We start from the raw sequence: 25,707 nt of genomic DNA, 5'->3' as shown, positions 1-25,707 counted from the left end.
CCGCAGCGAAAGGACTTTGAACAGCAATGGCCGACGAGACCCCTGAGACTCCCACCGCTCCCGTCCCCGAGGTCACGCCCGAGGGTGCCCCGGCGCCCCTGGAGGGCGTGGGCATGCGCGTCGAGCCCGTCGGGCTCGAGACGGAGATGCAGCGCTCGTACCTCGACTACGCGATGAGCGTCATCGTCTCGCGTGCGCTCCCCGACGTCCGCGACGGCCTCAAGCCGGTGCACCGCCGTGTGCTCTACGCGATGTACGACGGCGGCTACCGGCCCGAGAAGGGCTTCTACAAGTGCGCCCGCGTCGTCGGTGACGTCATGGGTACGTACCACCCGCACGGCGACGCCTCCATCTACGACGCGCTCGTCCGCCTCGCCCAGCCCTGGGCCATGCGGATGCCGCTCGTCGACTCCAACGGCAACTTCGGCTCCCCGGGCAACGACCCGGCCGCCGCCATGCGCTACACCGAGTGCAAGATGGCGCCGCTGTCGATGGAGATGGTCCGGGACATCGACGAGGAGACCGTCGACTTCCAGGACAACTACGACGGCCGCAACCAGGAGCCGACGGTCCTGCCGTCGCGCATCCCCAACCTGCTGGTGAACGGTTCCGCCGGTATCGCCGTCGGCATGGCCACCAACATCCCGCCGCACAACCTGCGCGAGGTGGCCGAGGGCGCCCAGTGGTTCCTGGCCAACCCCGAGGCCTCCGCCGAGGAGCTGCTCGACGCGCTCGTCGAGCGGATCAAGGGCCCCGACTTCCCGACCGGCGCCCTCGTGGTGGGCCGCAAGGGCATCGAGGAGGCCTACCGCACCGGCCGCGGCTCGATCACCATGCGCGCGGTCGTCGCGGTCGAGGAGATCCAGAACCGCCAGTGCCTGGTGGTCACCGAGCTGCCCTACCAGGTCAACCCGGACAACCTCGCGCAGAAGATCGCCGACCTGGTGAAGGACGGCAAGGTCGGCGGCATCGCCGACGTGCGCGACGAGACCTCCTCCCGCACGGGCCAGCGCCTGGTCGTCGTGCTCAAGCGGGACGCGGTCGCCAAGGTCGTCCTCAACAACCTCTACAAGCACACCGACCTCCAGACCAACTTCGGCGCGAACATGCTGGCGCTGGTCGACGGTGTGCCGCGCACCCTCTCGCTGGACGCGTTCATCCGCAACTGGGTGACGCACCAGATCGAGGTCATCGTCCGGCGCACCCGCTTCCGCCTGCGCAAGGCGGAGGAGCGCGCCCACATCCTGCGCGGCCTGCTCAAGGCCCTGGACGCCATCGACGAGGTCATCGCGCTCATCCGGCGCAGCGACACCGTCGACGTCGCCCGTACGGGCCTGATGGACCTGCTGCGGATCGACGAGATCCAGGCCAACGCCATCCTCGAGATGCAGCTGCGCCGACTGGCCGCCCTGGAGCGCCAGAAGATCACCGCCGAGCACGACGACCTCCAGGCGAAGATCAACGAGTACAACGCCATCCTGGCCTCGCCGGAGCGGCAGCGCGGCATCATCAGCGACGAACTGACGGCGATCGTCGAGAAGTTCGGCGAGGACCGGCGCAGCAAGCTGGTGCCCTTCGAAGGCGACATGTCCATCGAGGACCTGATCGCCGAGGAGGACATCGTCGTCACCATCACGCGTGGCGGCTACGTCAAGCGCACCAAGACCGACGACTACCGCTCGCAGAAGCGCGGTGGCAAGGGCGTGCGCGGTACGAAGCTGAAGGAAGACGACATCGTCGACCACTTCTTCGTCTCCACCACCCACCACTGGCTGCTCTTCTTCACCAACAAGGGCCGGGTCTACCGGGCCAAGGCGTACGAGCTGCCGGACGCCGGCCGGGACGCGCGCGGTCAGCACGTGGCCAACCTGCTGGCCTTCCAGCCGGACGAGAAGATCGCCCAGATCCTCGCCGTCCGCGACTACGACGTCGCGCCCTACCTGGTGCTGGCCACCAAGTCGGGCCTGGTGAAGAAGACCTCGCTGAAGGACTACGACTCGCCGCGCTCCGGCGGTGTCATCGCCATCAACCTCCGCGAGACGGACGGCGGCGTCGAGGACGAGCTGATCGGCGCCGAGCTGGTCTCCGCCACGGACGACCTGCTGCTGATCAGCAAGAAGGCGCAGTCCATCCGCTTCACCGCTTCGGACGACACCCTGCGTCCCATGGGCCGTGCCACCTCCGGTGTCAAGGGCATGAGCTTCCGCGAGGGTGACGAGCTCCTCTCGATGAATGTGGTCCGTCCCGGTACGTTCGTCTTCACCGCCACCGACGGCGGGTACGCCAAGCGCACCAACGTCGACGAGTACCGCGTCCAGGGCCGCGGCGGCCTCGGCATCAAGGCCGCCAAGATCGTGGAGGACCGCGGTTCCCTGGTCGGCGCCCTGGTGGTCGAGGAGGGCGACGAGATTCTGGCCATCACGCTGGGCGGCGGTGTGATCCGCACCCGGGTCGCCGAAGTCCGGGAGACGGGGCGTGACACCATGGGCGTCCAACTGATCAACCTGGGCAAGCGCGATGCCGTCGTGGGCATCGCCCGGAACGCCGAGGCCGGTCGCGAGGCCGAGGGTGTCGACGAGGTGACCGACGCGGCCGAGGGCGGGTCCGAGGCGGCCGAGGGCACCACGCCTGAGCACACCGAGGAGTAATACGTGAGTCGAGCCACGGGCACCGCCAAGAGCGGTGCGGGCGCCGAGCGGCAGGAAGCCGCCCCACCCGTCCCCTCCGACACGGAGGCCCGTGGCTCGGCCGCGGACGGCACGGCCGACAAGGACGGCGCGGGCTCCCGGGCCGGTGGCACCAGGACCGCAGTCAAGGGGGAGACCATGACGGAGACCCGAGGTCCACAGCCGTACCACCCGCCGAAGGCGTACGAGCCTCCGGCCGAACGCTCCGATTCCGATTCCGTCTCCGAGCCCGCCGCCGAGCCCGCCAAGGCCTCCGGCGGGGCCGCCAAGGGGGCCAAGAACGGCAAGGGCGCCAAGGACGGGAAGCCTTCCGAGGCATCCCAGCCCGCCAAGGCCGGCCCGGCGGCCAAGACCGGCCCGGCCGGTCAGGCCGCGAAGTCGGGCAAGGACGGTAAGGCCGCCAAGGTGCCCGGGCCCGCCCGGTCGCCCGAGCGCGCCGCCGGCCAGGAGCCGGCCCCCGCCGCGCAGCGCCCGGCGGCCCGTACGGCCCCCACGGGCCCGCGTACGCGCAAGGCCAGGCTGCGGGTGGCGAAGGCCGACCCGTGGTCGGTGATGAAGGTCAGCTTCCTGCTGTCGGTCGCCCTCGGCGTCTGCACGATCGTGGCCGCGGCCGTCCTGTGGTCGGTCATGGACGCGATGGGCGTCTTCCAGGCCGTCGGCGGTACGGTCAGCGACGCCACGACCTCCGGCGATGGCGGCGGCTTCGACCTGGAGTCGTTCCTTTCGCTGCCGCACGTGCTGCTCTTCACGACCGTCATCGCGGTGGTCGACGTCGTGCTGGCGACCGCCCTCGCCACGCTGGCCGCCTTTGTCTACAACCTCGCCGCCGGTTTCGTGGGCGGTGTTGAGCTGACGCTCGCCGAGGACGAATAGCGCCTCCCGGGGCACGGGGCCCGGGCGATTTTGGGACTGGGCCCCAAGTGCGCTAATCTTTCGGTGTCGCAAGGCGCGGGGCTATAGCTCAGACGGTTAGAGCGCTTCCCTGATAAGGAAGAGGCCACAGGTTCAAGTCCTGTTAGCCCCACAGTACGATCGGCCCGGACGGAATTCTCCGTCCGGGCCGATCTCTTTTGGGAGTTCACGCCGCCCCGTACGGCCGCCGGCGGCCCCGGGCGCCGGGCGCGCGCCGGAGCGGCCCCGGCGGGGGAGCGGGCACAGGTCACCGATCGGTATCGGCCGGTGTGTATCATCGGCCACCAGAGGCTCCCTTACGTCAAGGAAAGACGAGGTCGCGCGGTGAAGAAGCTGCTCCTGGTCGCACTGGCCGCCATCGGCGGGCTCCTCGTGTACCGGCAGATCCAGGCGGATCGCGCCGAGCAGGACCTGTGGACGGAGGCGACCGACTCCGTTCCCTCGGGTTCGGGTGTGTGAGTCGCCGGTTCCGCGACACGAACTGAACTGAAGCAGGGCCCCGGCCGCGGAAGCGGCCGGGGCCCTGTTCGTGCGTTCGGGCCCGGACCGTTTGCGCGCCCGTTTGCACCGCCGATTTGATTGCGTACGCAAATAAAATGATTGCGAACGTAAAGATCATCCACCCTGCCCGGCGACGAGCGCCCACACCCCGATCGCGATGCTGAGCAGGGCCACGAGCAGCACCGGCACGACCACCTTCGACGGTGGCCCGGAGGGCCGTCGCGGGGCCCACGAGGACGCCACGGAGGGCTCCTGCGCGGGCGGCGGAGGCAGGGACGGCGGAACGGGCGGGGTGAGCGGCCGCGGGGCGGTGTAGGGGCGTGTGGGCGGGTAGGCGGGGCGCGGTGGTTCCGGGGCCGGCCGGTGCTCCGGCCCGTCCGGGCCGAAGCCCGGCGGCAGCGGGCCCAGCTGGTCGAAGACCTCGATCCGTTCCTCGTCGGCGTCGGGCGGATCCAGCAGCTCCACGGCCGCCGCCAGGGCCTTGCGCGCCCCCGTGGCCGTCCGGAAGCGGGCGTACGGATCGGGGTGGAGCAGATTCGCGACGACCTCCCAGAGCGGCTCCGGCACCTCCTGGGGAGCGCTCGGCACCCCCTGCTCGGGGAACAGCTCGACCAGTGCCTCGGCGTCCGGCTTCCGGCCTGTGAGGAGATAGAGCGCCACCAGCCCCACGGCGAAGAGGTCGGCGGGAAAGTCCGGTTCCTCGCCCAGCATTTGCTCCGGCGCGAAGTAACCCGGCGTCCCCATGACGAAGTTGGTGTCCGTGAGCCTCGGCTCGCCCTTGCGCATGGCGATCCCGAAATCGGAGAGCCGCAAATGCGGGCGGCCCGTACCGGTCGCTTCCAAAAGGAGGTTGGCGGGTTTGATGTCCCGGTGCACGACGCCTTCCGCGTGCACCGCGCCGAGCCCGGACAGCAGCTGATCCAGCAATACGCAGACGAAATGCGCCGGCAACGGCCCGTAGTCGCCGATGAGATGGGCGAGCGAGCCGCCGCCCACCATCTCCATGGTGAACAGCACCTTGTCGTCGTCGGCCGCCCAGCTCATCGGCGCCAGCACATGGGGATGATCGATGCGCAGCGCCTGCTCGCGGACGAACCTCAGCAGCGTGTGGGCGTCGCTCTGCTGAAGCACCTTCGCCGCCACATAGCGCTTCCGCCGCTGGTCCCAGGCCCGCCAGACGGCGCCCGCCCCGCCCCGCCCGATCGGGTCCACCAGCTCGTACCGCCCAGCGAAGAGCTCACCCATGTCGTGCGCGTCACCCCCGCCCCCGCCGTGCGCCGGCGCCCCCCGGCACGGTCAGCTCTGGTGCGCCTCGTAGTGGGCGACCGCCTCGGCGGTCCGCCCGGCGCCGTACACCCGGAGGAACTCGGCGAGTTCGGGGTGGGCGGGGCCGAGGGTCTCGGCGGCGTCGATGATGTCCCCCGCGCCCGCCACCGACCGCAGCAGCGACTGGATCTCGCGCACCACCCGGCGCACGGTCGGCGCCCCGCTGCTGGCCGTGGTCTGGGTGGAGTTGAGGACGGAGCCGCCCGAGCTCTTCTTGACCTCCTCCATCCGCTCCGCGGCCTCCGCCGCGCTCACGGTGCCGTCCGCGACCTGGCTGGAGAGCTCCTGGAGCGCCTGCACCCGCTGCACCACGGCGGGGTTGCCGATCTTGGCGCGCTGACCGCTCATCAGCTGGGAGAGCATGGGGGCGGAGAGGCCCAGAACGGACGCGAGGCGGGCCTGGTTGAGACCGAGGTCGTCGATGAGACGGCGGAAGAGCGCCCCCAACGGCTCCCCGTACCAGCTGCGCTGTAGCTCCCGTGCGCGGGCGGTGGCTTCCTGCTGTGCTGCGTCCATCACGCTCTCCCCTTCGCTTCGCTGCCGCGAATCTTGCGGTGCATCCTACGGAGAGTGGTGGGTCGCGGCGATACCCGGTCGGGAAAGAGCGCCGACACCGGGTAGTCTGGTCCCCGACGGGGCCTTAGCTCAGTTGGTAGAGCGCTGTCTTTGCATGGCAGATGTCAGGGGTTCGACTCCCCTAGGCTCCACAAGGAATCCCCTCCGACCTGCGGAAACGTGGTCGGAGGGGTTTTGTCGTCCCCGGGGGCCGGGCGGTGCGGCCGGGGCGTGTGCCGAGTGTGTGCGGGCCGTGTGGAGGGCCTGTGCCGCCGCCCGTTTCGCCGCCCCGCGGACGCGGTCGTCAGGGACGGTCGGTGTCGTCCTCGGTGGATGCCTCCGTGTCGGCCCGGTCCTGTTTGGCCTGGACCTCCGGGTCGAGGGCGGAACGGTCACCGCTGCCGTCGACGGAGGACAGGGGCGCGCGGTCCGAGGGCTCGGTGGCCTCCGGGGGTTCGACGAGCCAGTCGGGGTTGGCCTGCCGGTCCCACCACTTCCAGGCGACGACGGCGCCGGCCGCTAGGAGGCCGAACACGACGAGCCGCCTGGCCACGCGCCCGGTGCGGCAGCGGCGGTTCCGGCGGCGGGTCAGCTTCTCCACGTCGTCGGCGGACACCTGGCCGCGCAGCGCTGCGATGGCGGCGGTGCCCCGGGAGAGGGCCTCGTCCCGCACGGGCTCGGCGACGGCGCGGGCCTTCGTCGCGACCTGGTCGACCTTGGGCGGCAGGGCGCCGCGCGCGTGCTCGATGCGCGGCTGGAGGTGGGCGTCGTACTGCGAACGGGCCTGGTGCGCGGCCTCGGCGACCTTGGGCGCGAGCCGGGTGCGGGCCTCGTGGGCGTAGTGCACGGCGGCGTCCTTGGCCGTGCCGGCGTAGGGCGCCACCACTTCCGCGGCGTGGCGCACGCTGTCCTTGGCGGTGCTGGTCGCGGCGCGCACGCTGTCCTTGCGGGTCACGGGATCCTCCTCCTCGGTGGCGTATGGTTTGTCGCCTTTCCACCCAGTGGAAAAATCATGCCTGCCGATGGGCGGTCCGGCATGTGCGATCGGGCATCCGGGTCATCAGGGGAGCTCCGGTCGACAATGCCACGGTTCGCCGTCGCGCGCCGGGCTTTGTCGGCTACTCGCCGCGAAGCAGCCGTGCGAGGATCGGTGGCTGTCAGTGAACACTATGGAAGGTAGACCGTGGCCGAGCAGCTTTACGCCACCCTGAAGACCAACCAGGGCGACATCGAGATCCGGCTTCTCCCGAACCACGCCCCCCAGACGGTGAAGAACTTCGTCGAGCTGGCGCAGGGCGAGCGCGAGTGGGTGAACCCGGAGACGGGTGCCAAGACGACGGACAAGCTGTACGACGGCACGATCTTCCACCGTGTCATCAGTGGCTTCATGATCCAGGGTGGTGACCCGCTGGGCAACGGCACCGGCGGTCCGGGCTACCAGTTCAAGGACGAGTTCCACCCGGACCTCGCCTTCACCAAGCCGTACCTGCTGGCCATGGCCAACGCCGGTCCGGGCACCAATGGCTCGCAGTTCTTCATCACCGTGTCGCCCACCACCTGGCTGACCGGCAAGCACACCATCTTCGGCGAGGTCAGCAACGACGCCTCGAAGAAGGTCGTGGACGCCATCGCCGAGGCCGCCACCAACCCGCGCACCGACCGTCCGGTCAACGACGTGAGGATCGAGTCGGTCGTCGTCGAGACCCGCTGACAACCGCTCCGCACACCCCGCGAGGATCCGCCGTGGGCCCCCGGGCCCCGGCGTCTCATGGGAACCTGGCGCCCCGCCCGTCCGTATGACGGGCGGGGCCGTGCGTTGTGCGGTGGGCACACCGGCCCAGCAAAGGGGCGAGGGCCCGACACAGGGGCGAGGGAGAGCATGAACGAGCAGGCCGTCCGCTGCTACCGGCATCCGGACCGGGAGACCGGCATCCGCTGCGCCCGTTGCGAGCGCCCCATCTGCCCGGAGTGCATGGTGAGCGCCTCCGTGGGATTCCAGTGCCCGGAGTGCGTGAGCAGCGGTTCCGGTACGGGCCACGACCCCCGGGCGACCGCGGCGCGCACGGTCGCCGGGGCGGTGCACACGAGCGATCCGCGGCTGGTCACCAAGGTCCTGCTGGGGATCAACGTCGCGGTGTGGATCGCGGTGATGGCCACCGGGGACCGGCTGGTGGACGCCCTGGAGCTGTTCGGGCGGGCGACGCTGTCGGACTTCGGGCCGCTGGAGGGCGTCGCCGAGGGGCAGTGGTACCGGCTGCTGACCGCGATGTTCCTGCATCAGCAGGTCATGCACATCGCCTTCAACATGCTCTCGCTGTGGTGGCTGGGCCCGTCGCTGGAGGCGGCGCTGGGCCGTGCCCGCTATCTGGCCCTGTATCTGCTGGCCGGTCTCGGCGGCAGCGCGCTCACCTATCTCGTCGCCGCGCCCAACCAGCCGTCGCTCGGCGCCTCGGGCGCGATCTTCGGTCTGCTGGGTGCCACGGCGGTGCTGATGCGGCGTCTGAAGTACGACATGCGGCCGGTCGTCGCGCTGCTCGTGCTCAACCTGATCTTCACCTTCACCTGGAGCAACATCGCCTGGGAGGCGCATGTCGGCGGCCTGGTGGTGGGCACGGCGGTGGCCTACGGGATGGTGCACGCCCCGCGTGGCAAGCGGCTGCTGGTCCAGCGGCTGACCTGTGCGGCGGCCCTACTGGTGATCGTCGCCATGGTGGTCGCCCGGACGGCGCAGCTCGCCTGATCCCGGCCCGCTGTCTCGCCCGCTCCGGCCGGTGGCCGTGCCGAGGGGCGGGTCACCCACATCGGTGGACGCATAGGTTGTCCACAACGGCGGGGGATCGTGGGCCCATCCTGTGGGAACAGGTGTTCTAGGCCCGCGTACCCCCGCCGAGCTGCGTTTTCGCTGGAAGGCACCGGTGTGACCGTGGATACGCGGCGCTTGCGATCAGTCACACCGGCGTCAATGCCAGGGAAGTTATCCACAGATCTTCTGAGTTTTCCCCACTGTGGACGAGGGTGTGGATAACTCGCGCTACTTCCACTGGGTGGAGACGACGAACCCCGCCGCGATGAAGCCGAAGCCGACCACGATGTTCCAGTTCTTCAGGGACTCCACCGGCATGTCGCCGCTCGTCACGTAGAAGATGACGATCCAGGCCAGGCCGATCAGGAACATCGCCAGCATCAGTGGCGCCACCCAGCGACGCCCCGTCGCCAGCTTGATGCTCTGCTGCTTCACCTGCGGCGGCGTGAAGTCGTCTTTCTTGCGGATCCGTGACTTCGGCACGAGGAAACTCTCCTGTCGACGCGCTGCGTGACCGCGCTGGGGTTCACATGGGGCTGGGTATCACATGGGCTGTCCGCCGGGGCGGGAGCGACGGGAGCGCTTCGTTCCCCCGGGCGTCCGTTAGCGTAGTGCTTCCGCGGCGTCGGAGAGGATAAGGGTACGGTGAGTAATTCTGCGGACTCCACCAGCGGGCCCATCCGGCGCTTCCGTCCGGTGCGGCTGCTGACCGGCGGCGTCTTCGCCCTCGCGGGCCTCATCTTCTGGACGAGCTTCAACACCGCCCAGGGCACCAACATCCGCACCGACGACTCCATGCTCCGCCTTTCGGACCTCATCCGGGAGCGCAGCCGCAAGAACGGCGACCTCGAGGACAGCGCCGCGGCGGCCCGCGCCCAGGTCGACGCCCTCGCCCGGCGCGACAACGGCGGCACGGCGGCCGAACAGCGCAAGCTCGCCGACCTGGAGGACGCCGCCGGCACCCGCAAGCTCGCCGGCCAGGGCATGACCGTCACCCTCACCGACGCCCCGCCCAACGCCACCGCGAAGATCCCCGGGGTGCCCCAGCCCCAGCCCAACGACCTCGTCATCCACCAGCAGGACCTCCAGGCCGTCGTCAACGCCCTCTGGCAGGGCGGCGCCCGGGGCATCCAGGTGATGGACCAGCGGCTGATCTCCACCAGCGCGGTCCGCTGCGTGGGAAACACCCTCATCCTCCAGGGCCGCGTCTACTCGCCGCCGTACAAGATCACCGCAGTCGGTGACCGGGGTGCCCTCCGCAAGGCCCTGGACGCCTCCCCCGCGATCCAGAACTATCTCCAGTACGTCGCCGCCTACGGCCTCGGCTGGAAAGTCGACCAGCACGAGGCGGTGACTCTCCCCGGCTACTCGGGCACAGTGGATCTCCACTACGCCAAGCCCATGGGATGACCCCCGGGAGGTGTCCGGCCGGTGCGCTCACGCCTCGTCGTACGGACGCTCAGCGAACTGTGCCTGACCGTCGGCACGCTGATCGTGCTCTTCGTCGTCTACCTCCTCTACTGGACCGGCGTCCGCGCCGACAGCGCCATGGACGACGAGATCGGCCGCCTCCGGGAGCGCTGGGCCGCCGGCCCGCCCGCCGCCGCACCACCCTCCGCTCCGGCGCCTGACGCCCCCTCAGTGCCCGCCGACGGCCCCCGGACCGCCTCCCCGGCACCACCGGTCCCCCCGGCGCCCCGCGCCGGTGACGCGCCCCCTGTAGCGGGCAGCGGCGCGGAGGAACCCACCGCGCGCCCCGCCGGGCAGCGCCCCGGAGCGGCCTTCGCCGTGATGTACGTCCCCCGCCTGGGCGCCGGCTGGGCCAAGCCCGTCCTCGAGGGCACCGGCACCGAGCTGCTGAAACGGGGCCTCGGCCACTACCCGGGCACCGCGCCCCCCGGCGGGAGTGGCAACTTCGCCGTCGCCGGCCACCGCCGCACCTACGGCGACCCCTTCAAGGACCTCGACGAGCTGCGCTCCGGCGACGCGGTGGTGATCAACGACGGGACGACCTGGTTCACCTACCGCGTCGACACCCGGCCCCGCCGGACGCTGCCCACCGACGTCGCCGTGATCGACCCCGTGCCCGCCGGGTCCGGCTACCGGGAGCCGGGCCGCTATCTGACCCTGACCACCTGCGAACCGGAGTGGGGACACAGCCACCGGCTCATCGTCTGGGGCCATCTGGCCGAGACCCGTCCGGTCTCCGACGGCAGGCCTGCGGCTTTGTCCGGCTGACCCCCGCGGGCGGGGTGCCGACCCTTAGTCTGGTGCCCAAACATCCAATCATCGGCGAGTGGGTAGAGCATGTACGTCTGGATCTGGCGTCATCTGCCGGGCAACGCGTGGGTGAAGGCGCTGATCTCCCTGCTGCTCGTGCTGGGAGGCGTCTACGTCCTCTTCCAGTACGTCTTCCCCTGGGCGGAACCGCTGCTGCCGTTCAACGACGTCACGGTCGACAACGGCATGCCGGTGAGCAACGGAACGGTGGCGGTGGTCCGGTGAGCGCACGCATCCTCGTCGTGGACAACTACGACAGCTTCGTCTTCAACCTCGTCCAGTACCTCTACCAACTCGGCGCCGAATGCGAGGTGCGCCGCAACGACGAGGTCGAGCCCGCGCACGCCCAGGACGGCTTCGACGGCGTCCTCCTCTCGCCCGGCCCGGGCGCGCCCGAGGAGGCGGGGGTCTGCATCGACATGGTGCGCCACTGCGCCGACACAGGGGTGCCGGTCTTCGGTGTCTGCCTGGGCATGCAGTCGATGGCCGTCGCCTACGGCGGCGTCGTCGACCGGGCGCCCGAGCTGCTGCACGGCAAGACCTCGCCCGTGACGCACGAGGGCAAGGGCGTCTTCCACGGCCTTCCGTCGCCCTTCACGGCCACCCGCTACCACTCGCTGGCCGCCGAGCGCGACAGCTGGCCGGACGAGCTGGAGATCACCGCCACGACCGACACCGGGGTGATCATGGGCCTGCGCCACCGCGACCTGCCGGTCGAGGGCGTGCAGTTCCACCCGGAGTCCGTGCTCACCGAGTGGGGCCACCGCATGCTGGCCAACTGGCTGGTCGCCTGTGGGGACATGGGGGCGGTGGAACGGTCGGCAGGGCTCGCCCCGGTGGTGGGCAAGGCCGGGGCGTGACCGCGGCGTACGACTCCGGGGCCTACGCCCCCGGGGCCGTGGCCCAGCCGCTGCCGCCCGAGGACGAGGCGACGATGACGCTGCGGCGCGTCGAGCCGGAGGGGCCGGCGCGGTCCGAGCGGCCGGAGCGCCCGGTGGTGACCGGAGGGCGCGCGGAGCGCCGCCGCGCCGCGCAACGGGCCGCGCGCGCCCGTAGGGACAGCCCCGGGGTGATAGCCAGCCGGGTCGTGGGCGAGCTGTTCATCACCCTGGGCGTGGTCATGCTGCTGTTCGTCGCCTACCAGCTGTGGTGGACCAACGTCATCGCCCATCGCCAGGCGGGCGGTACGGCCGACAGCCTGCGGCACAGCTGGGACAAGGGCGGGGCCCAGGGCGCGGCCCGGGACGCGGGGGAGTTCTCCCCGGGCCAGGGCTTCGCGATCATCTACATCCCCAAGCTGGACGTGAAGGCCCCCATCGCCGAGGGCGTCGGCAAGCACCAGGTGCTGGACCGCGGCATGGTCGGCCACTACGCCACCGGCAGTCTCAAGACCGCGATGCCCTGGGACAAGCAGGGGAACTTCGCGCTCGCGGGCCATCGCAACACCCATGGCGAACCGTTCCGCTACGTCAACAGGCTGCAGCCCGGTGACAAGGTCGTCGTCGAGACGCAGAGCACCTTCTACACCTATGAGATGACAAGCCGTCTGGATCAGACGTCCCCGGCGAACACCAAGGTCATCGACCCCGTTCCGGCCGGCTCCGGCTTCACCGGGCCCGGCCGCTACATCACGCTGACCACCTGCACCCCCGAGTTCACCAGTACGTACCGCATGGTGGTGTGGGGCAAGATGGTCGACGAGCGGCCCCGGAGCAAGGGAAAACCGGACGCGCTCGTGGAGTGACGGCACAGCGGAGAACGGGGTACGGGCGCGGTGGCACGGACCGACGGCGACGAGCCACGGCGACAGGACCTCGCACGGAGGCGGCTCGCCGCCGTCGTCGGCGTCATAGGCGAGCTGCTGATCACCGCCGGTGTGATCATGGCGCTCTTCGTGGCCTACTCGCTGTGGTGGACGAACGTCCTCGCCGACCGCGAGGCCAAGCGCCAGGGCAGCCACGTACGCGACAACTGGGCCAAGGCCCCGGCCACGGCCGCCGGACCGGGCGCGCTGGACACCAAGGACGGCATCGGCTTCCTCCACGTACCGGCCATGCGGAACGGCGAGGTGCTGGTCAAGCCCGGCACCGGGAGCAAGGTCCTCAACGAGGGCGTCGCCGGCTTCTACCGCGAGCCCGTCAAGGCGGGCATGCCGTGGGACAGGCAGGGCAACTTCACCCTCGCCGCCCACCGCGACGGGCACGGCGCCAAGTTCCACAACATCGACAAGATCAAGAGCGGTGACCCGGTCGTCTTCGAGACCCGCGACACCTGGTACGTCTACAAGGTCTACGCCGACCTCAAGGAGACGTCCCGCTTCAACGTCGACGTCCTCGACTCCGTGCCGAAGGAGTCCGGGAAGACCCGGCCGGGCCGCTTCCTCACCCTGACGACCTGCACGCCGGTCTACACCTCCGACTACCGCTACATCGTCTGGGCCGAGCTGGAGCGCACGGAGAAGGTCGACGCCAAGCGCACCCCACCCAAGGAACTCCGCTGACACACCGAGACAGCAAGAAGCCCCGGCATCCGTGAAGGATGCCGGGGCTTTCTGCTGTCCTACGGGCGTCAGCGCTGTCCTACGGGCGTCAGTGGCGACGGCCGCCGATGATGCCGCCGAAGAAGCCGGTGTCCTGGTCGGTGCCGCCGGGCTGGCCGCCCTGCTGACCACCGGGGTTGCCGCCCGGGTTCGGGGCGCCGGCGATGGTCGTCAGGTTCACCGGGGTGTCCTTGGGCACCTGAGCGCCCGCGGCCGGGTCGGACACCAGCACCAGGGCGTTGTCGTCCTGCGGGCCGGCGATGTTGCCGACCTTCAGGCCCGCGCCCGTCAGGGCGTTCTTGGCGTCCTTGAGCTTCTGGTTGACCACGGGGGGCACGCCGACCTTCTGCTGGGCCGCGCCCTTGGAGACGAACAGGGTGACCGTCGAGCCGGGCCGCGCGGAGGTGTTGCCGTCGGGGCTCTGCCGGGTGACCGTACCGGCGGGCTGAGTGGAGTCCTCGTCCTCGCGGGTCACGGTGAAGCCCAGGTCCTTGAGCTGCTTCTGGGCGTCGTCGAAGGGCCGGCCGACCACGGACGGCACCGTCTTGCTCGCCGCCTGGGTGGCCACCGTGAGGGTGATCTCCGCGCCCTTCTCGGCCTTCTCACCGGCGTCCGGGTCCTGCTTGGTGACCTGGCCGGAGGGCTGGGAGGACTCCTCCTGCTTCTGCGTCACCGTGAAGCCCAGGGCCTCCAGCTGCGCCTTGGCCTTGTCGAAGGACTGCCCGATCACACTCGGGACCTCGATCTGGACCGGGCCCTTGGACAGCGAGACCTTGACCTCGGTGTTGCGCTCGACCTTCGCACCCGCCTTGGGGTCCTGGTCGCAGACCTTGCCCTTGGGCTGGTCGCAGTTCTTCTGCTCCCCCTCGGTGACCTTGAAGCCGCCGTTGTCGCCGGAGCGCTTCGCCTCCGCCAGGGTCTGGCCGGTGAGGCTGGGGATGGTCACATTGGAGTTGTTGCCGCCGCTGAAGAGCGACTTGCCGATGAAGATCGCGCCGACGAGCACCAGCACGCCCGCGACGACCAGCAGGATCGTCGAGAGGTTGCTCTTGCGGCCGTTCCCGCCGCCGCGCCGGCCGCCGTGCGAGCCGTTGTCGTAGCCGCCGTAGCCCCCGCCGTCCGCCACCGGCGGCATCATCGACGTCTGCGCCATGTGCCCCTGATCCTGGGGCCGGAGCATGGTGGTCGGCTGGTCCGGCATGCCGTAGCCGCCCCCGCCCATGGCGCCGAGCGCGGCCGCCGCGGCCACCGGACGGCCCTCCAGGGCCGCCTCGATGTCGGCGCGCATCTCGTCGGCCGACTGGTAGCGGTAGTCCGGGTCCTTGGTCAGCGCCTTGAGGACGATGGCGTCGATCTCGGGCGCCACATCGGGGTCGTACGTGCTCGGCGGGTTCGGCTCCTCCCGCACGTGCTGATAGGCGACGGCCACCGGCGAGTCGCCGATGAACGGGGGCCGGACCGCCAGCAGCTCGTAGAGCAGACAGCCGGTGGAGTAGAGGTCGGAGCGCGCGTCGACCTGCTCGCCCTTGGCCTGCTCGGGCGAGAGGTACTGGGCGGTGCCGATGACGGCCGCCGTCTGCGTCATGGTCATGCCGGCGTCGCCCATGGCCCGGGCGATGCCGAAGTCCATGACCTTGACCTGGCCCGTGCGGGTGAGCATGACGTTGGCGGGCTTGATGTCCCGGTGGACGATGCCGGCCCGGTGGGAGTACTCCAGCGCCTGGAGCACCCCGATGGTCATCTCCAGGGTGCGCTCGGGCAGCAGCTTCCGGCCGGAGTGCAGCAGCTCGCGCAGCGTCGACCCGTCGACGTACTCCATGACGATGTACGGGATCGAGACCCCGTCCACGTAGTCCTCGCCGGTGTCGTACACGGCGACGATCGACGGGTGGTTGAGCGAGGCGGCCGACTGGGCCTCACGACGGAACCGGGCCTGGAAGGACGGGTCGCGGGCGAGGTCCACCCGCAGCGTCTTCACGGCGACGGTGCGGCCGAGCCGGGTGTCGTGCGCGAGGTAGACCTCGGCCATGCCACCGCGGCCGAGCACCGAGCCCAGCTCGTACCGGCCGCCGAGGCGACGCGGCTCTTCCATAGCTCCAGCCCTTCCGTGTTCCTGACCTCACCGGCGTGGGTCCGGCGGTGTGCTGTCCGGCATACCGTACCCGGCGCGCCGGGTGCCTTCCGGGCGCCACCGGCACCCGATATACGACCGGTACAGACGGAGGAGTGGTTCGGCCGTGGCGAGTGAGCCGGATCACTTCTCCGAGTTGATGACCGCCTCCATGACGTTCTTCGCGATGGGGGCGGCGAGCTCGCCACCGGCGATGTCGTCGCGGACGGTGTCCGAGCCCTCGATGACGACGGCGACGGCGACCGGCGAGCCCTTGTCGGTCTTCGCGTAGGAGATGAACCACGCGTACGGGTTGCCGCTGTTGTCGACGCCGTGCTGGGCGGTACCGGTCTTGCCACCGACCTTGACGCCGCTGATCTGGCCCTTCTTACCGGTGCCCTGCTCGACGACCGTCTCCATGATGCTCTGGAGCTTCTGGGCGGTCTCGGCGGACATCGGCTGGCTCATCTGCTTGGGCTGGTGGTGCTCGATGACGTTCAGGTTCGGCGCGCGCAGCTTGTCGACCATGTACGGCTCCATGAGCTTGCCGTTGTTGGCGACGGCCGAGGCCACCATGGCCATCTGCAGCGGGGTCACCCGGTTGGACGCCTGGCCGATGCCGGCCATCGCGTTCTGCGGGCGGTTGTCCTTGGGGAAGATGCTGGGCACGGCGCGGACGGGCGTGTCGACCGGCTTGTTGAAGCCGAACTTGTTCGCCTCGTCGATCATCTTCTTGTTGCCGAGGTCGGCGCTGATCTTGCCGAAGACGGTGTTGCAGGACCACTGCAGGGCGACCCGCAGCGAGGCGTCCTTGCAGGGGATGTTGCCCTCGTTCTGCAGCTCCACACGCGTGTCCGGCAGGATCCACGGCAGCGGCGAGTCCGTCTTGGTGTCGACGTCCTTGTAGAGGCCGTTCTCCAGCGCCGCGGCGGCGGTGACGACCTTGAAGGTCGAGCCCGGCGGGTAGGTCTGCTTCAGCGCCCGGTTGAGCATGGGCTGGTTCTTGTCGGCCGTGAGCGCGTTCCACGCCTTGCTGTCCCGGGCCCCGGCGATCGTCGACGGGTCGTAGGACGGGGTGGAGGCCAGCGCGAGGATCTTGCCCGTGCGCGGGTCGATGGCGGCGACCGCGCCCTTCTTGTCGCCGAGGCCCTTGAAGGCGGCTTCCTGGGCCTTGGTGTTCAGGGTGGTGATCACGTCACCGCCCTTCTTGCCCTTGCCGGTGATCATGTCGACCGTGCGGTTGAAGAACAGCCGGTCGTCGTCGCCGGTGAGGACCTTGTCCTCGAGCTTCTCGATCTGGTTGGCGTCGAACACCTGTGAGCTGTAGCCCGTGACCGGAGCCCACATCTCACCGTTCTTGTAGGTGCGCTTGTACTTGAAGTCGATGCCGCCGGTCTCCTGGGAGCCGGTGATCGCCTGGCCGTCGACGATGATGTTGCCGCGCGGCTGGCTGTAGCGGGCGATCGTGATGCGACGGTTGTGCTTGTTCGTCTTGAGCTCGTCGGCCTGGACGAACTGGATCCAGTTGTCCCTGATCATCAGGGCGAGGACGAGGAGACCGCAGAAGATGGCGATCCGGCGCACGGGCTTGTTCACGGGCGGACCACCTGGGTCATCTCGGCGTCGGGGTTCGGGGCGGGCGCCGGCGCGGGGCGCCGCGCGGTGTCGCTGATCTTGATGAGCACGGCGATCAGCGCCCAGTTGGCGATGACGGAGGAGCCGCCCTGAGCCATGAACGGCATGGTCATACCGGTCAGCGGGATGAGGCCCATGACACCGCCGGCGACCACGAAGACCTGGATGGCGAAGGCGCCGGACAGGCCCGTGGCGAGCAGCTTGCCGAAGGGGTCGCGGGCCGCGAGGGCGGTGCGCACGCCGCGCTCCACGATCAGGCCGTAGATCAGGAGTATCGCCATCACGCCGGCCAGGCCGAGCTCCTCGCCGACCGTGGCCAGGATGAAGTCGGAGTTGGCGGCGAAGCCGATGAGGTCGGAGTGGCCCTGGCCCCAGCCCGTGCCGAAGACCCCGCCGGAGCCGAAGGCCATCAGGGCCTGGGCGATCTGGTCGGAGCTGCCGTCCTTGAAGGCGTCGAAGGGGTGCTGCCAGGCGTCGACACGCTGCTGGACGTGGTGCTCGAAGCTGGCCACGGCGACCGCGCCGACGCCGGACATCAGCAGACCGAAGACGATCCAGCTGGTGCGCTCGGTCGCGACGTAGAGCATCACGACGAACATGCCGAAGAACAGCAGCGACGTACCGAGGTCGGTCTCGAAGACGAGGATCAGGATCGAGAACGCCCAGACCGCCAGGATCGGGCCGAGGTCACGGCCGCGCGGCAGGTACAGGCCCATGAAGCGGCGGCTGGCCAGGGCCAGCGCGTCGCGTTTCACCATCAGATAGCCCGCGAAGAAGATCGACAGGACGATCTTGGCGAACTCACCCGGCTGGATCGAGCCCAGACCGGGGATCGTGATCCAGATGCGGGCGCCGTAGACGGCGGGGAAGAACATCGGGGCGACCAGCAGGGCCAGCGCGACCGCCATCGAGATGTAGGTGTAGCGCTGGAGGATCCGGTGGTCCTTCAGGAAGATCAGGACGGCCACGAACAGGGCGATGCCCAGGGCCGAGAACAGCAGCTGGTTGGTCGCGGCGGGGGCGAACGTCTTGCCGGCCATCAGCCGCGGCGACTGGTCCAGCCGCCAGATGATGACCAGGCCGATGCCGTTGAGCAGCGTCGCCAGGGGCAGCAGCAGCGGGTCGGCGTACTTGGCGAACTTGCGGACGACCAGGTGGCCGACGCCCGCCATCAGGCCGAGGCCGATGCCGTAGCCGAGCATGCCGGAGGGCATCTCGCCGTCGAGGGCCAGACCCACGTTGGCGTAGGCGAAGCACGGCAGGATGACGGCGAAGGCCAGCAGCGCGAGCTCGGTGTTGCGCCGGCTCGGCGCGCCCACGGTGCTGATGGTCGTCGTGTTGCTGCCGGAGTTGGGAATGGGTGAAATCGCTGACATGGCGGTGGTGGCCCCCTACGGCTTCACTGCTGAGCGCTGCTGCACTGCGGGACCAACTTCTGCTCTTCCTCGCTGAGGGTGGGGCCCGGGGTGGGGGCCGGGGTGGCCTGGGCGGCGTGGGAGCGGGCCTCGCCGGATTCCTTCGCCGTGTCCTTCGGGGCACCGCTCGCACCGCCGGTGCGGTCGGTGTTCTGCTTCTCGCTCTCGCGCTGCTGCTGCTCGGCCTTGTGCCGCTCGGCTTCCTTCTTGCAGGCGCCGGCGAGCGTGCCGAGCTCCTTGGCCTTCTGCACGGCCTGGTCCCGGCTGCCGACGGTGATCGTGTCGACGACACGGCTGCGCTGGTCGACCGGGAGGTACTTGAGTTCGATCTCGGGGTGGTCCTTGTACAGCCTGTTCAGGCTCACCCACGCCAGGTCCTGGTTGATGCCCTGGTAGACCGCCACGTGGTCGTTGTCCTTCGCGCCCACGTAGTACTGCGTCTGCGTCCACTGGTAGCCGCCGTACAGACCGCCGCCGACCACGCCCAGCGCGAGGGCGAGGATCAGCGTGCGCTTGAGCCAGCGGCCCTTGCGCCGGGGCTTGACGAAGTCCTCGTCGGTGAACGGGCCGAAGGCGCCGTCCGGCATGCCGCCCATCCCGGCGTCACCGCTGCCGGGCGGGCCGAAGCCGCCGGGCGCGCCCTCCTGCGGGGGCACGGGACGGCCCAGCTCGGCGGCGCGGCCGGCCGGGGTCTGCATGGCCCGCTTGTCGATGATGTGCAGCTGGTTCTCGGCCACCGCGCCGACGATCACCGGCGTGTCGTTGAACTCGGTGGTGAGGGTGTCCCCGCCGTCGACGTCGAGGACGTCGGCCACGATGCACGTGATGTTGTCCGGGCCGCCGCCGCGCAGGGCGAGCTGGATCAGCTCCTGGATCGTCTCGTGCGGACCCTGGTAGCTGGCGAGCGTCTCCTCCATCGTCTGGTGACTGACGACACCGGAGAGCCCGTCGGAGCAGATCAGATAGCGGTCGCCGGCCCGCACCTCGCGGATCGACAGGTCGGGCTCGACGTGGTCGCCACTGCCCAGCGCGCGCATCAGCAGGGAGCGCTGCGGGTGGGTGGTGGCCTCCTCCTCGGTGATCCGGCCCTCGTCGACCAGCCGCTGCACCCAGGTGTGGTCCTGGGTGATCTGCGTGAGCACCCCGTCGCGCAGGAGGTACGCGCGGGAGTCGCCGACGTGGACGAGACCGAGCCGCTGACCGGTCCACAGCAGGGCGGTGAGCGTGGTGCCCATGCCCTCCAGCTGGGGGTCCTCCTCGACCATGACGCGCAGCTGGTCGTTGGCGCGCTGCACGGCGGTACCGAGGGAGGTGAGGATGTCGGAGCCCGGGACGTCGTCGTCGAGCCCGACGAGGGTGGAGATCACCTCGGAGGAGGCGACCTCGCCGGCCGCCTGGCCGCCCATGCCGTCGGCGATGGCGAGCAGCCGGGGGCCGGCGTAACCGGAGTCCTCGTTGCCCTCCCGGATCATGCCCTTGTGCGATCCGGCGGCGAAGCGCAGTGACAGACTCATGCGCACCTCGCCCGTCGGCTCCGGGTACAGCCCCTTCCCAGCCACGCTGCCCACCCTCCGGTCGTCATGGTCCTACTACTTCCGCAGCTCGATGACGGTCTTGCCGATACGGATCGGCGCGCCGAGCGGAATCGGGGTCGGGGTGGTCAGCCGGGTCCGGTCGAGGTAGGTGCCGTTGGTCGACCCGAGGTCCTCGACGATCCACTGGCCGTCGCGGTCGGGGTAGATCCTGGCATGCCGGCTGGAGGCGTAGTCGTCGTCCAGCACGATCGTCGAGTCGTGGGCGCGACCGAGGGAGATCGTCTGGCCCTGGAGGGCCACCGTGGTGCCGGTCAGGCTGCCTTCGGAGACCACCAGCTTGGTGGGCGCGCCACGACGGCCGCGGTCGGCGCGACGGCCGCCGGGCTGCTGCTGCTGGCGCTGCTGCGGCGGCGCGGCCGGGGCCTGCGCGCGCTGCGGGCGGGTGTCCCCGCCGCGGCGGGAGCCGCGCTGGGTCACGCGGGTGCCGAACAGATCGCTGCGGATGACCTGGACGGCCACGATGACGAACAGCCACAGTACGGCGAGGAAACCCAACCGCATGACCGTGAGGGTCAGCTCTGACATTGCCCCCGCTTCACCCTTCGGCTTGCCGATAAACGATGGTGGTACTGCCCACGACGATCCGCGAGCCGTCGCGGAGCGTAGCGCGCGTGGTGTGCTGTCCGTCCACCACGATGCCGTTGGTCGACCCCAGGTCCTGGACGGTCGCGGGGGTGCCGACCCGGATTTCGCAGTGCCGGCGGGAGACGCCGGGGTCGTCGATGCGTACGTCCGCTTCGGTGCTGCGGCCCAGCACGAGCGTGGACCGCGAGATCTGATGACGGGTGCCGTTGATCTCGATCCAGCGGCGCGTCTGCGCCCCGGGCACCGCTCCGGGCCCCGGACCGCCGGCGCGCGGCGGCAGGGGACGGACACCGGGCGGCGGCGACGCGGGCATGGGCGGGACGCCGGAGGGCTGCGGCGGATAGCCGGCGCCCTGGGTGGCGGCGGCCGGTCCGGGGCGCGCGGCCTGCTGCCGGGCGTTCGGTTCCTGCGACTCGCTGGAGGCGAGGGTGCGGCTGCGCACCCGGTACAGGCCGGTGTCGAGGTCGTCGGCCTTCTCCAGGTGGACCTTGATGGACCCCATGAAGGTGTACCGCTGCTGCTTGGCGTAGTCGCGGACCATGCCGGACAGCTCGTCGCCGAGCTGGCCGGAGTAGGGGCTGAGGCGCTCGAAGTCCGGGGCGCTCAGCTCCACGATGAAATCGTTCGGGACGACGGTGCGGTCACGGTTCCAGATGGTGGCGTTGTTGTCGCACTCCCGCTGGAGTGCGCCCGCGATCTCGACCGGCTGCACCTCGGACTTGAACACCTTGGCGAAGGTGCCGTTCACGAGACCCTCGAGTCGCTGCTCGAAGCGCTTCAGTACTCCCACGGGGCACCTCCTTCCCTCAGTGACGTCTCTGATGCTCAGTGTCGTTCCTGATACTGCTTACTGATCGTATCCACGCGTCGGGAAAACGGCTGGTTCCCCTTCGACGCCAGGAGTGACGAGTGTCGCCTCCACGCGGATCGTAGAGGTGCCCCGAAGCCAGTGTCCCGCAACCGGAGCCCTCACCGGGCCCTCCCCCGGGGACGGGGTGGAGGCAATGGGTGTGAAGGCACCCGCGAGGGCGTGCTAATGTTCTCGATGTCGGAAGGCGAACGGACAAGAACCGGGCGGAAACGCCGGGGGAACGGTCCGGGAAGCGGAAGACACACCCAATGCGCGGGTGGCGGAATAGGCAGACGCGCTGGATTCAGGTTCCAGTGCCCGAAAGGGCGTGGGGGTTCAACTCCCCCCTCGCGCACAGACGAGACGGTCGGCATCGTGATCACGATGCCGACCGTCTTGCTATGTCCTCGTCCGGTATGTGGGAGTGCTCACACATACCGGTCCGGCCGGAGCGACGTGCTCCGGCCGGACCGGATGGTCAGGCGGTCAGGCCGTCAGCTTCGCGACCGCGTCCGTCAGCGGCAGCTCCTCGCTCTCACCGCTGCGGCGGTCCTTGAGCTCCACCACGCCCTCGGCGGCCCGGCGGCCGACGATCAGGATCCTCGGGACGCCGATCAGCTCCGCGTCCGTGAACTTCACCCCGGGAGAGACCCCGGCCCGGTCGTCGACCAGCACCCGCAGGCCCGCCGCGCGCAGCCGCTCGGCGGCGTCCAGGGCGAGCTCGATCTGCGCCGCCTTGCCGGCCGCGACCACGTGGACGTCGGCCGGGGCGACCTCGGCGGGCCAGCACAGGCCCTTGGCGTCGGCGGTCTGCTCGGCCAGCGCCGCCACCGCCCGCGAGACGCCGATGCCGTACGAACCCATGGTCACCCGCACCGGCTTGCCCTGCGGGCCCAGCACGTCCAGCTGGAAGGTGTCGGCGTACTTGCGGCCGAGCTGGAAGATGTGGCCGATCTCGATCGCCCGGCCGAGCCGGAGGCCCGCGCCGCAGGACGGGCACGGGTCGCCCTCCTCGACCACGACGACGTCCAGGTAGTCGTCGACCTCGAAGTCCCGGCCGCAGACGACGTCGCGCGCGTGGGTGTCCGGCTTGTTGGCGCCCGTCACCCAGGCGGTGCCGGGGGCGACGCGCGGGTCGGCGATGTAGCGGACCTTCGCCAGGCCCTGCGGGCCCACGTAGCCGCGCACCAGGTCCGGGCGGCCGGCGAAGTCCTCGGCGGTGACGAGCTCCACGACCGCCGGGGCCAGGTGCTCGCCCAGCTTGCCCAGGTCCACCTCGCGGTCGCCGGGCACGCCCACGGCCACGATCTCCCCGTCCACCTTCACCAGGAGGTTCTTCAGGGTCGCGGAGGCCGGGACGTCCAGCTGCCGGGCGAGGGACTCGATCGTCGGGGTGTCCGGGGTGTCCAGCTCCTCCATCGGGCCCACCGAGGACGCGTCCGCCGGCTCCGCGCGGTCCGCCGGGAAGGTCACCGCCTCCGTGTTCGCCGCGTACCCGCACGCCGGGCAGTCGACGAAGGTGTCCTCACCGGCCGCTGCGGGGGCCAGGAACTCCTCCGACGCCGAGCCGCCCATCGCCCCCGACACCGCCGAGACGATCCGGTGGTCCAGTCCCAGCCGGGTGAAGATCCGCTGGTAGGCGGCCCGGTGGAGGGCGTACGACTCGGCCAGCCCCTCGTCCGTGATGTCGAAGGAGTACGAGTCCTTCATCTGGAACTCGCGGCCGCGCAGCACTCCCGAGCGCGGCCTGGCCTCGTCCCGATACTTCGTCTGGATCTGGTAGAGCATCACCGGCAGGTCCTTGTAGGACACGCACTGGTCCTTCACCGTCTGCGTGAAGATCTCCTCGTGCGTGGGGCCCAGGAGATAGTCGGCGCCCTTGCGGTCCTTCAGCCGGAACAGCAGCTCGCCGTACTCCTCCCAGCGGCCGCTCGCCTCGTACGGCTCCCTGGGCAGCAGCGCCGGCAGCAGCACCTCCTGGGCGCCGATGGCGTCCATCTCCTCGCGGACGACGGCCGAGACGTTGTCCAGGACCTTCTTGCCCAGCGGCAGCCACGTCCAGACGCCGGCCGCGTTGCGGCGCACGTAGCCGGCCCGCACCAGCAGCTTGTGGCTGATCGTCTCGGCGTCCGCCGGATCGTCGCGCAGAGTCTTCACCATCAGCCTGGACATGCGCTGGACCTGGGACACGATGACTCCTTGCGAGGGGGAGAACGACGCGATGTGCGATGGGTGTGCAGGGTATCCAGCGCGTCCCTCCGCACAGAAGCTGATTTCGTGGGGGAAGGTCTGGTATGTGTGGCGGGCCAATGGTCTTGTGGGCAAGGCGATTTGCCGCGTGTCGCCGCGTGGCCGTCCTGCCGGACACGGGCCCCGGCGGGGCGGTACCGTCGGGGAAGATCGACACCGATGGGCGGTTGACGCCGATGGGGGAGGTGGCGCCGCGATGACGCGACTGCCGTACGTACCGGGTTTCGCCCAGGGTTTCGCCTCGAGTTTGGCCTCGGGTTCCGCCGAGCGGACGGCCGGGGACGCGCGCCGGCCCGGCAGGGCCGCCAAGACGGCGGGCAAGGCGCTGCGCGACGAGGTGCCCCGCGCCGCGCACGCCCGCTGGCGGCCCGCCCCCGGTCGCCCCGGCGCGGTCGAGAGCGTCGCGGAGGCCGGCGCCGGGCGGCTGCCCGAGCTCGTGCCGATCCGCGTGGGCCGCATGGTGGCCTCCCCCTTCGCCTTCCTGCGCGGCTCGGCCGGGCTGATGGGGTACGACCTGACGGGCACGGCCGTCACGGGCGTGGGCGCGCAGTTGTGCGGGGACGCGCACGCCGCGAACTTCGGGCTCTACGGTGACGCGCGCGGCGAGATAGTGATGGACCTCAACGACTTCGACGAGACCCTCCACGGGCCGTGGGAGTGGGACGTCAAGCGCCTCGCCGCCTCCCTGGTACTGGCCGGGCGCGAGGCGGGGGCCGACGAGGACACCTGCCGCACGGCGGCCCGCGACGCCGCCGGCGCCTACCGGCACACGATGCGGCTGCTGGCCCGGATGCCCGCGTCCGAGGCCTGGAACGCCATCGCCGACGAGGAGCTCGTCTCCCACGCCGACGCCCATCAGCTGGTGGGCATGCTGGAGCGGGTCGGGGCGAAGGCCCGGCGGAACACCAGCGCCCGCTTCGCCGCCAAGGCGACGGAGGAGGACGGCCACGGCGGCCGCCGGTTCGTGGACGCCCCACCCGTGCTGCGCCGGGTGCCGGACGGGGAGGCGGCCGCCGTCGCGGCCTCGCTCGGCCCGTACCTGGGCACGCTGCCGGAGGAGCTGCTGCCGCTGCTGGCCCGGTACACGATCCAGGACGTGGCGTTCCGGATAGTGGGCACCGGGAGCGTGGGGCTGCGCTCGTACGTGGTGCTGCTGCACGACCACCGGGGCGAGCCGCTGGTGCTCCAGGTGAAGGAGGCCCGGCCGTCGGCGCTGCTGCCCTACGCGGAGAAGACGGGCTTCGAGACGCCGCCCGTCGGGCACGAGGGGCGGCGCGTGGTGCTGGGGCAGAGGTCGATGCAGGTCGTCAGCGATGTGCTGCTGGGGTGGACGACGGTCGAGGGACGCCCGTACCAGGTACGGCAGTTCCGCAACCGCAAGGGCAGTGTGGATCCGGCGGCGCTGGCCCCCGGCGAGCTCGACGACTACGGGCGGATGACGGGCGCCCTGCTGGCGCGGGCGCACGCGCACAGCGCCGACCCGCTGCTGATCGCCGGCTACTGCGGCAAGGGCGGGGAACTGGACGAGGCGATCGCCGCCTTCGCCGTCACGTACGCGGACCGCATGGAAGCCGATCACGCGGAGCTGGCGAAGGCCGTGCGTACGGGGCGGGTGGCGGCGGAGACGGGGGTCTGAGGCCGGTCGGGGCCGGAACGTGAGGCCG

General features: G+C 70.5%; 22 protein-coding genes, 3 tRNA genes and 1 pseudogene. 15 read left to right on the top strand and 11 right to left on the bottom strand.

Going from position 1 to position 25,707, the window contains the following annotated elements:
* Positions 1–26 precede the first annotated feature (26 nt).
* From gyrA to EKH77_RS15920, 4 genes are all read left to right on the top strand, one after another.
* Entirely contained in the window at positions 27–2,648 is a 2,622-nt protein-coding gene (gene gyrA, locus EKH77_RS15935; RefSeq protein WP_126915024.1) for a DNA gyrase subunit A, read from the top strand.
* A 177-nt stretch (positions 2,649–2,825) separates the two neighbouring features.
* Positions 2,826–3,560: a DUF3566 domain-containing protein gene (locus tag EKH77_RS33805; protein WP_430981032.1), complete on the top strand. Its 735-nt coding sequence runs from the start codon at positions 2,826–2,828 to the stop codon at positions 3,558–3,560.
* Positions 3,561–3,637: 77 nt separating this feature from the next.
* Positions 3,638–3,711, top strand: a tRNA-Ile gene (locus tag EKH77_RS15925).
* 212 nt (positions 3,712–3,923) lie between these two features.
* Positions 3,924–4,058 (top strand): DLW-39 family protein, encoded by a 135-nt coding sequence (locus EKH77_RS15920; RefSeq protein ID WP_208809277.1) that lies wholly within the window; start codon positions 3,924–3,926, stop codon positions 4,056–4,058.
* Between the two features lie 156 nt (positions 4,059–4,214).
* On the opposite strand, the gene EKH77_RS15915 is transcribed toward EKH77_RS15920, so the two are convergent.
* Both EKH77_RS15915 and EKH77_RS15910 read right to left on the bottom strand, forming a co-directional pair.
* A complete protein-coding gene (locus EKH77_RS15915) occupies positions 4,215–5,345 on the bottom strand; it encodes a serine/threonine-protein kinase (RefSeq protein ID WP_126915023.1) in 1,131 nt (376 codons plus the stop codon).
* Positions 5,346–5,396: 51 nt separating this feature from the next.
* Entirely contained in the window at positions 5,397–5,942 is a 546-nt protein-coding gene (locus EKH77_RS15910) for a helix-turn-helix domain-containing protein (RefSeq protein WP_126915022.1), read from the bottom strand.
* Between the two features lie 118 nt (positions 5,943–6,060).
* On the opposite strand from EKH77_RS15910, the gene EKH77_RS15905 reads away from it, so the two are divergent.
* A tRNA-Ala gene (locus EKH77_RS15905) sits at positions 6,061–6,133 on the top strand.
* A gap of 152 nt (positions 6,134–6,285) precedes the next feature.
* On the opposite strand, the gene EKH77_RS15900 is transcribed toward EKH77_RS15905, so the two are convergent.
* Positions 6,286–6,936, bottom strand: a complete 651-nt coding sequence (locus EKH77_RS15900; RefSeq protein WP_126915021.1) for a DUF5324 family protein — start codon at positions 6,934–6,936, stop codon at positions 6,286–6,288.
* 228 nt (positions 6,937–7,164) lie between these two features.
* Here EKH77_RS15900 and EKH77_RS15895 point away from each other — a divergent pair, with 228 nt between their 5' ends.
* Together EKH77_RS15895 and EKH77_RS15890 are read left to right on the top strand one after the other, a co-directional pair.
* A complete protein-coding gene (locus EKH77_RS15895) occupies positions 7,165–7,692 on the top strand; it encodes a peptidylprolyl isomerase (protein WP_126915020.1) in 528 nt (175 codons plus the stop codon).
* A gap of 168 nt (positions 7,693–7,860) precedes the next feature.
* Entirely contained in the window at positions 7,861–8,721 is an 861-nt protein-coding gene (locus EKH77_RS15890) for a rhomboid family intramembrane serine protease (protein WP_126915019.1), read from the top strand.
* A gap of 291 nt (positions 8,722–9,012) precedes the next feature.
* On the opposite strand, the gene crgA is transcribed toward EKH77_RS15890, so the two are convergent.
* Complete coding sequence (gene crgA / locus EKH77_RS15885; protein ID WP_126915018.1) at positions 9,013–9,267, bottom strand: cell division protein CrgA; 255 nt, start codon at positions 9,265–9,267, stop codon at positions 9,013–9,015.
* A 162-nt stretch (positions 9,268–9,429) separates the two neighbouring features.
* Between crgA and EKH77_RS15880 the strand changes: the two genes are divergently transcribed.
* The 6 genes and pseudogenes from EKH77_RS15880 to EKH77_RS15855 all read left to right on the top strand — a co-directional run bounded on the left by EKH77_RS15880 (position 9,430) and on the right by EKH77_RS15855 (position 13,564).
* Positions 9,430–10,194: a DUF881 domain-containing protein gene (locus tag EKH77_RS15880; RefSeq protein ID WP_126915017.1), complete on the top strand. Its 765-nt coding sequence runs from the start codon at positions 9,430–9,432 to the stop codon at positions 10,192–10,194.
* 21 nt (positions 10,195–10,215) lie between these two features.
* The gene (locus tag EKH77_RS15875; protein ID WP_126915016.1) at positions 10,216–11,022 is read left to right on the top strand and encodes a class E sortase; all 807 of its coding nucleotides are present in this window, start codon (positions 10,216–10,218) and stop codon (positions 11,020–11,022) included.
* Between the two features lie 69 nt (positions 11,023–11,091).
* On the top strand, positions 11,092–11,289 hold the full coding sequence (locus tag EKH77_RS15870; RefSeq protein ID WP_126915015.1) for a hypothetical protein: 198 nt from the start codon (positions 11,092–11,094) through the stop codon (positions 11,287–11,289).
* Positions 11,286–11,924: an aminodeoxychorismate/anthranilate synthase component II gene (locus EKH77_RS15865; protein ID WP_126915014.1), complete on the top strand. Its 639-nt coding sequence runs from the start codon at positions 11,286–11,288 to the stop codon at positions 11,922–11,924. Before EKH77_RS15870 ends, EKH77_RS15865 begins: the two co-directional genes overlap by 4 nt.
* A 50-nt stretch (positions 11,925–11,974) precedes the next feature.
* Positions 11,975–12,808 (top strand): annotated as a pseudogene (locus tag EKH77_RS15860) (class E sortase); the annotation flags it as partial.
* A 30-nt stretch (positions 12,809–12,838) separates the two neighbouring features.
* Positions 12,839–13,564, top strand: a complete 726-nt coding sequence (locus tag EKH77_RS15855; protein WP_126915013.1) for a class E sortase — start codon at positions 12,839–12,841, stop codon at positions 13,562–13,564.
* An 88-nt stretch (positions 13,565–13,652) separates the two neighbouring features.
* On the opposite strand, the gene pknB is transcribed toward EKH77_RS15855, so the two are convergent.
* The 6 genes from pknB to EKH77_RS15825 form a co-directional block, all read right to left on the bottom strand.
* Positions 13,653–15,695 carry a Stk1 family PASTA domain-containing Ser/Thr kinase gene (gene pknB, locus EKH77_RS15850; RefSeq protein WP_126915012.1) on the bottom strand — a complete coding sequence of 681 codons (2,043 nt, stop codon included), beginning with the start codon at positions 15,693–15,695 and terminating at the stop codon, positions 13,653–13,655.
* Positions 15,696–15,857: 162 nt separating this feature from the next.
* Positions 15,858–17,309, bottom strand: coding sequence for a peptidoglycan D,D-transpeptidase FtsI family protein (locus EKH77_RS15845; RefSeq protein WP_126915011.1), 1,452 nt, complete (start codon positions 17,307–17,309; stop codon positions 15,858–15,860).
* Positions 17,306–18,724: an FtsW/RodA/SpoVE family cell cycle protein gene (locus EKH77_RS15840; protein WP_126915010.1), complete on the bottom strand. Its 1,419-nt coding sequence runs from the start codon at positions 18,722–18,724 to the stop codon at positions 17,306–17,308. Before EKH77_RS15840 ends, EKH77_RS15845 begins: the two co-directional genes overlap by 4 nt.
* Positions 18,725–18,747: 23 nt before the next feature.
* A complete protein-coding gene (locus EKH77_RS15835) occupies positions 18,748–20,277 on the bottom strand; it encodes a PP2C family protein-serine/threonine phosphatase (protein WP_126918091.1) in 1,530 nt (509 codons plus the stop codon).
* A 75-nt stretch (positions 20,278–20,352) separates the two neighbouring features.
* Positions 20,353–20,883, bottom strand: a complete 531-nt coding sequence (locus EKH77_RS15830; protein ID WP_126915009.1) for an FHA domain-containing protein FhaB/FipA — start codon at positions 20,881–20,883, stop codon at positions 20,353–20,355.
* 10 nt (positions 20,884–20,893) lie between these two features.
* Positions 20,894–21,733, bottom strand: a complete 840-nt coding sequence (locus EKH77_RS15825; protein WP_126915008.1) for an FhaA domain-containing protein — start codon at positions 21,731–21,733, stop codon at positions 20,894–20,896.
* A gap of 331 nt (positions 21,734–22,064) precedes the next feature.
* On the opposite strand from EKH77_RS15825, the gene EKH77_RS15820 reads away from it, so the two are divergent.
* Positions 22,065–22,148, top strand: a tRNA-Leu gene (locus EKH77_RS15820).
* A gap of 131 nt (positions 22,149–22,279) precedes the next feature.
* On the opposite strand, the gene EKH77_RS15815 is transcribed toward EKH77_RS15820, so the two are convergent.
* Positions 22,280–23,983, bottom strand: coding sequence for a proline--tRNA ligase (locus EKH77_RS15815; protein ID WP_126915007.1), 1,704 nt, complete (start codon positions 23,981–23,983; stop codon positions 22,280–22,282).
* Between the two features lie 256 nt (positions 23,984–24,239).
* Here EKH77_RS15815 and EKH77_RS15810 point away from each other — a divergent pair, with 256 nt between their 5' ends.
* The gene (locus EKH77_RS15810; protein WP_126915006.1) at positions 24,240–25,679 is read left to right on the top strand and encodes a DUF2252 domain-containing protein; all 1,440 of its coding nucleotides are present in this window, start codon (positions 24,240–24,242) and stop codon (positions 25,677–25,679) included.
* Positions 25,680–25,707: the final 28 nt, after the last annotated feature.

It is taken from the genome of Streptomyces luteoverticillatus, from assembly GCF_003970715.1.
GTDB classification, from domain to species: domain Bacteria; phylum Actinomycetota; class Actinomycetes; order Streptomycetales; family Streptomycetaceae; genus Streptomyces; species Streptomyces abikoensis.
The sequence above is the reverse complement of the archived record's forward strand: the minus strand, read 5'-3'. Positions and strand labels throughout refer to the sequence as shown.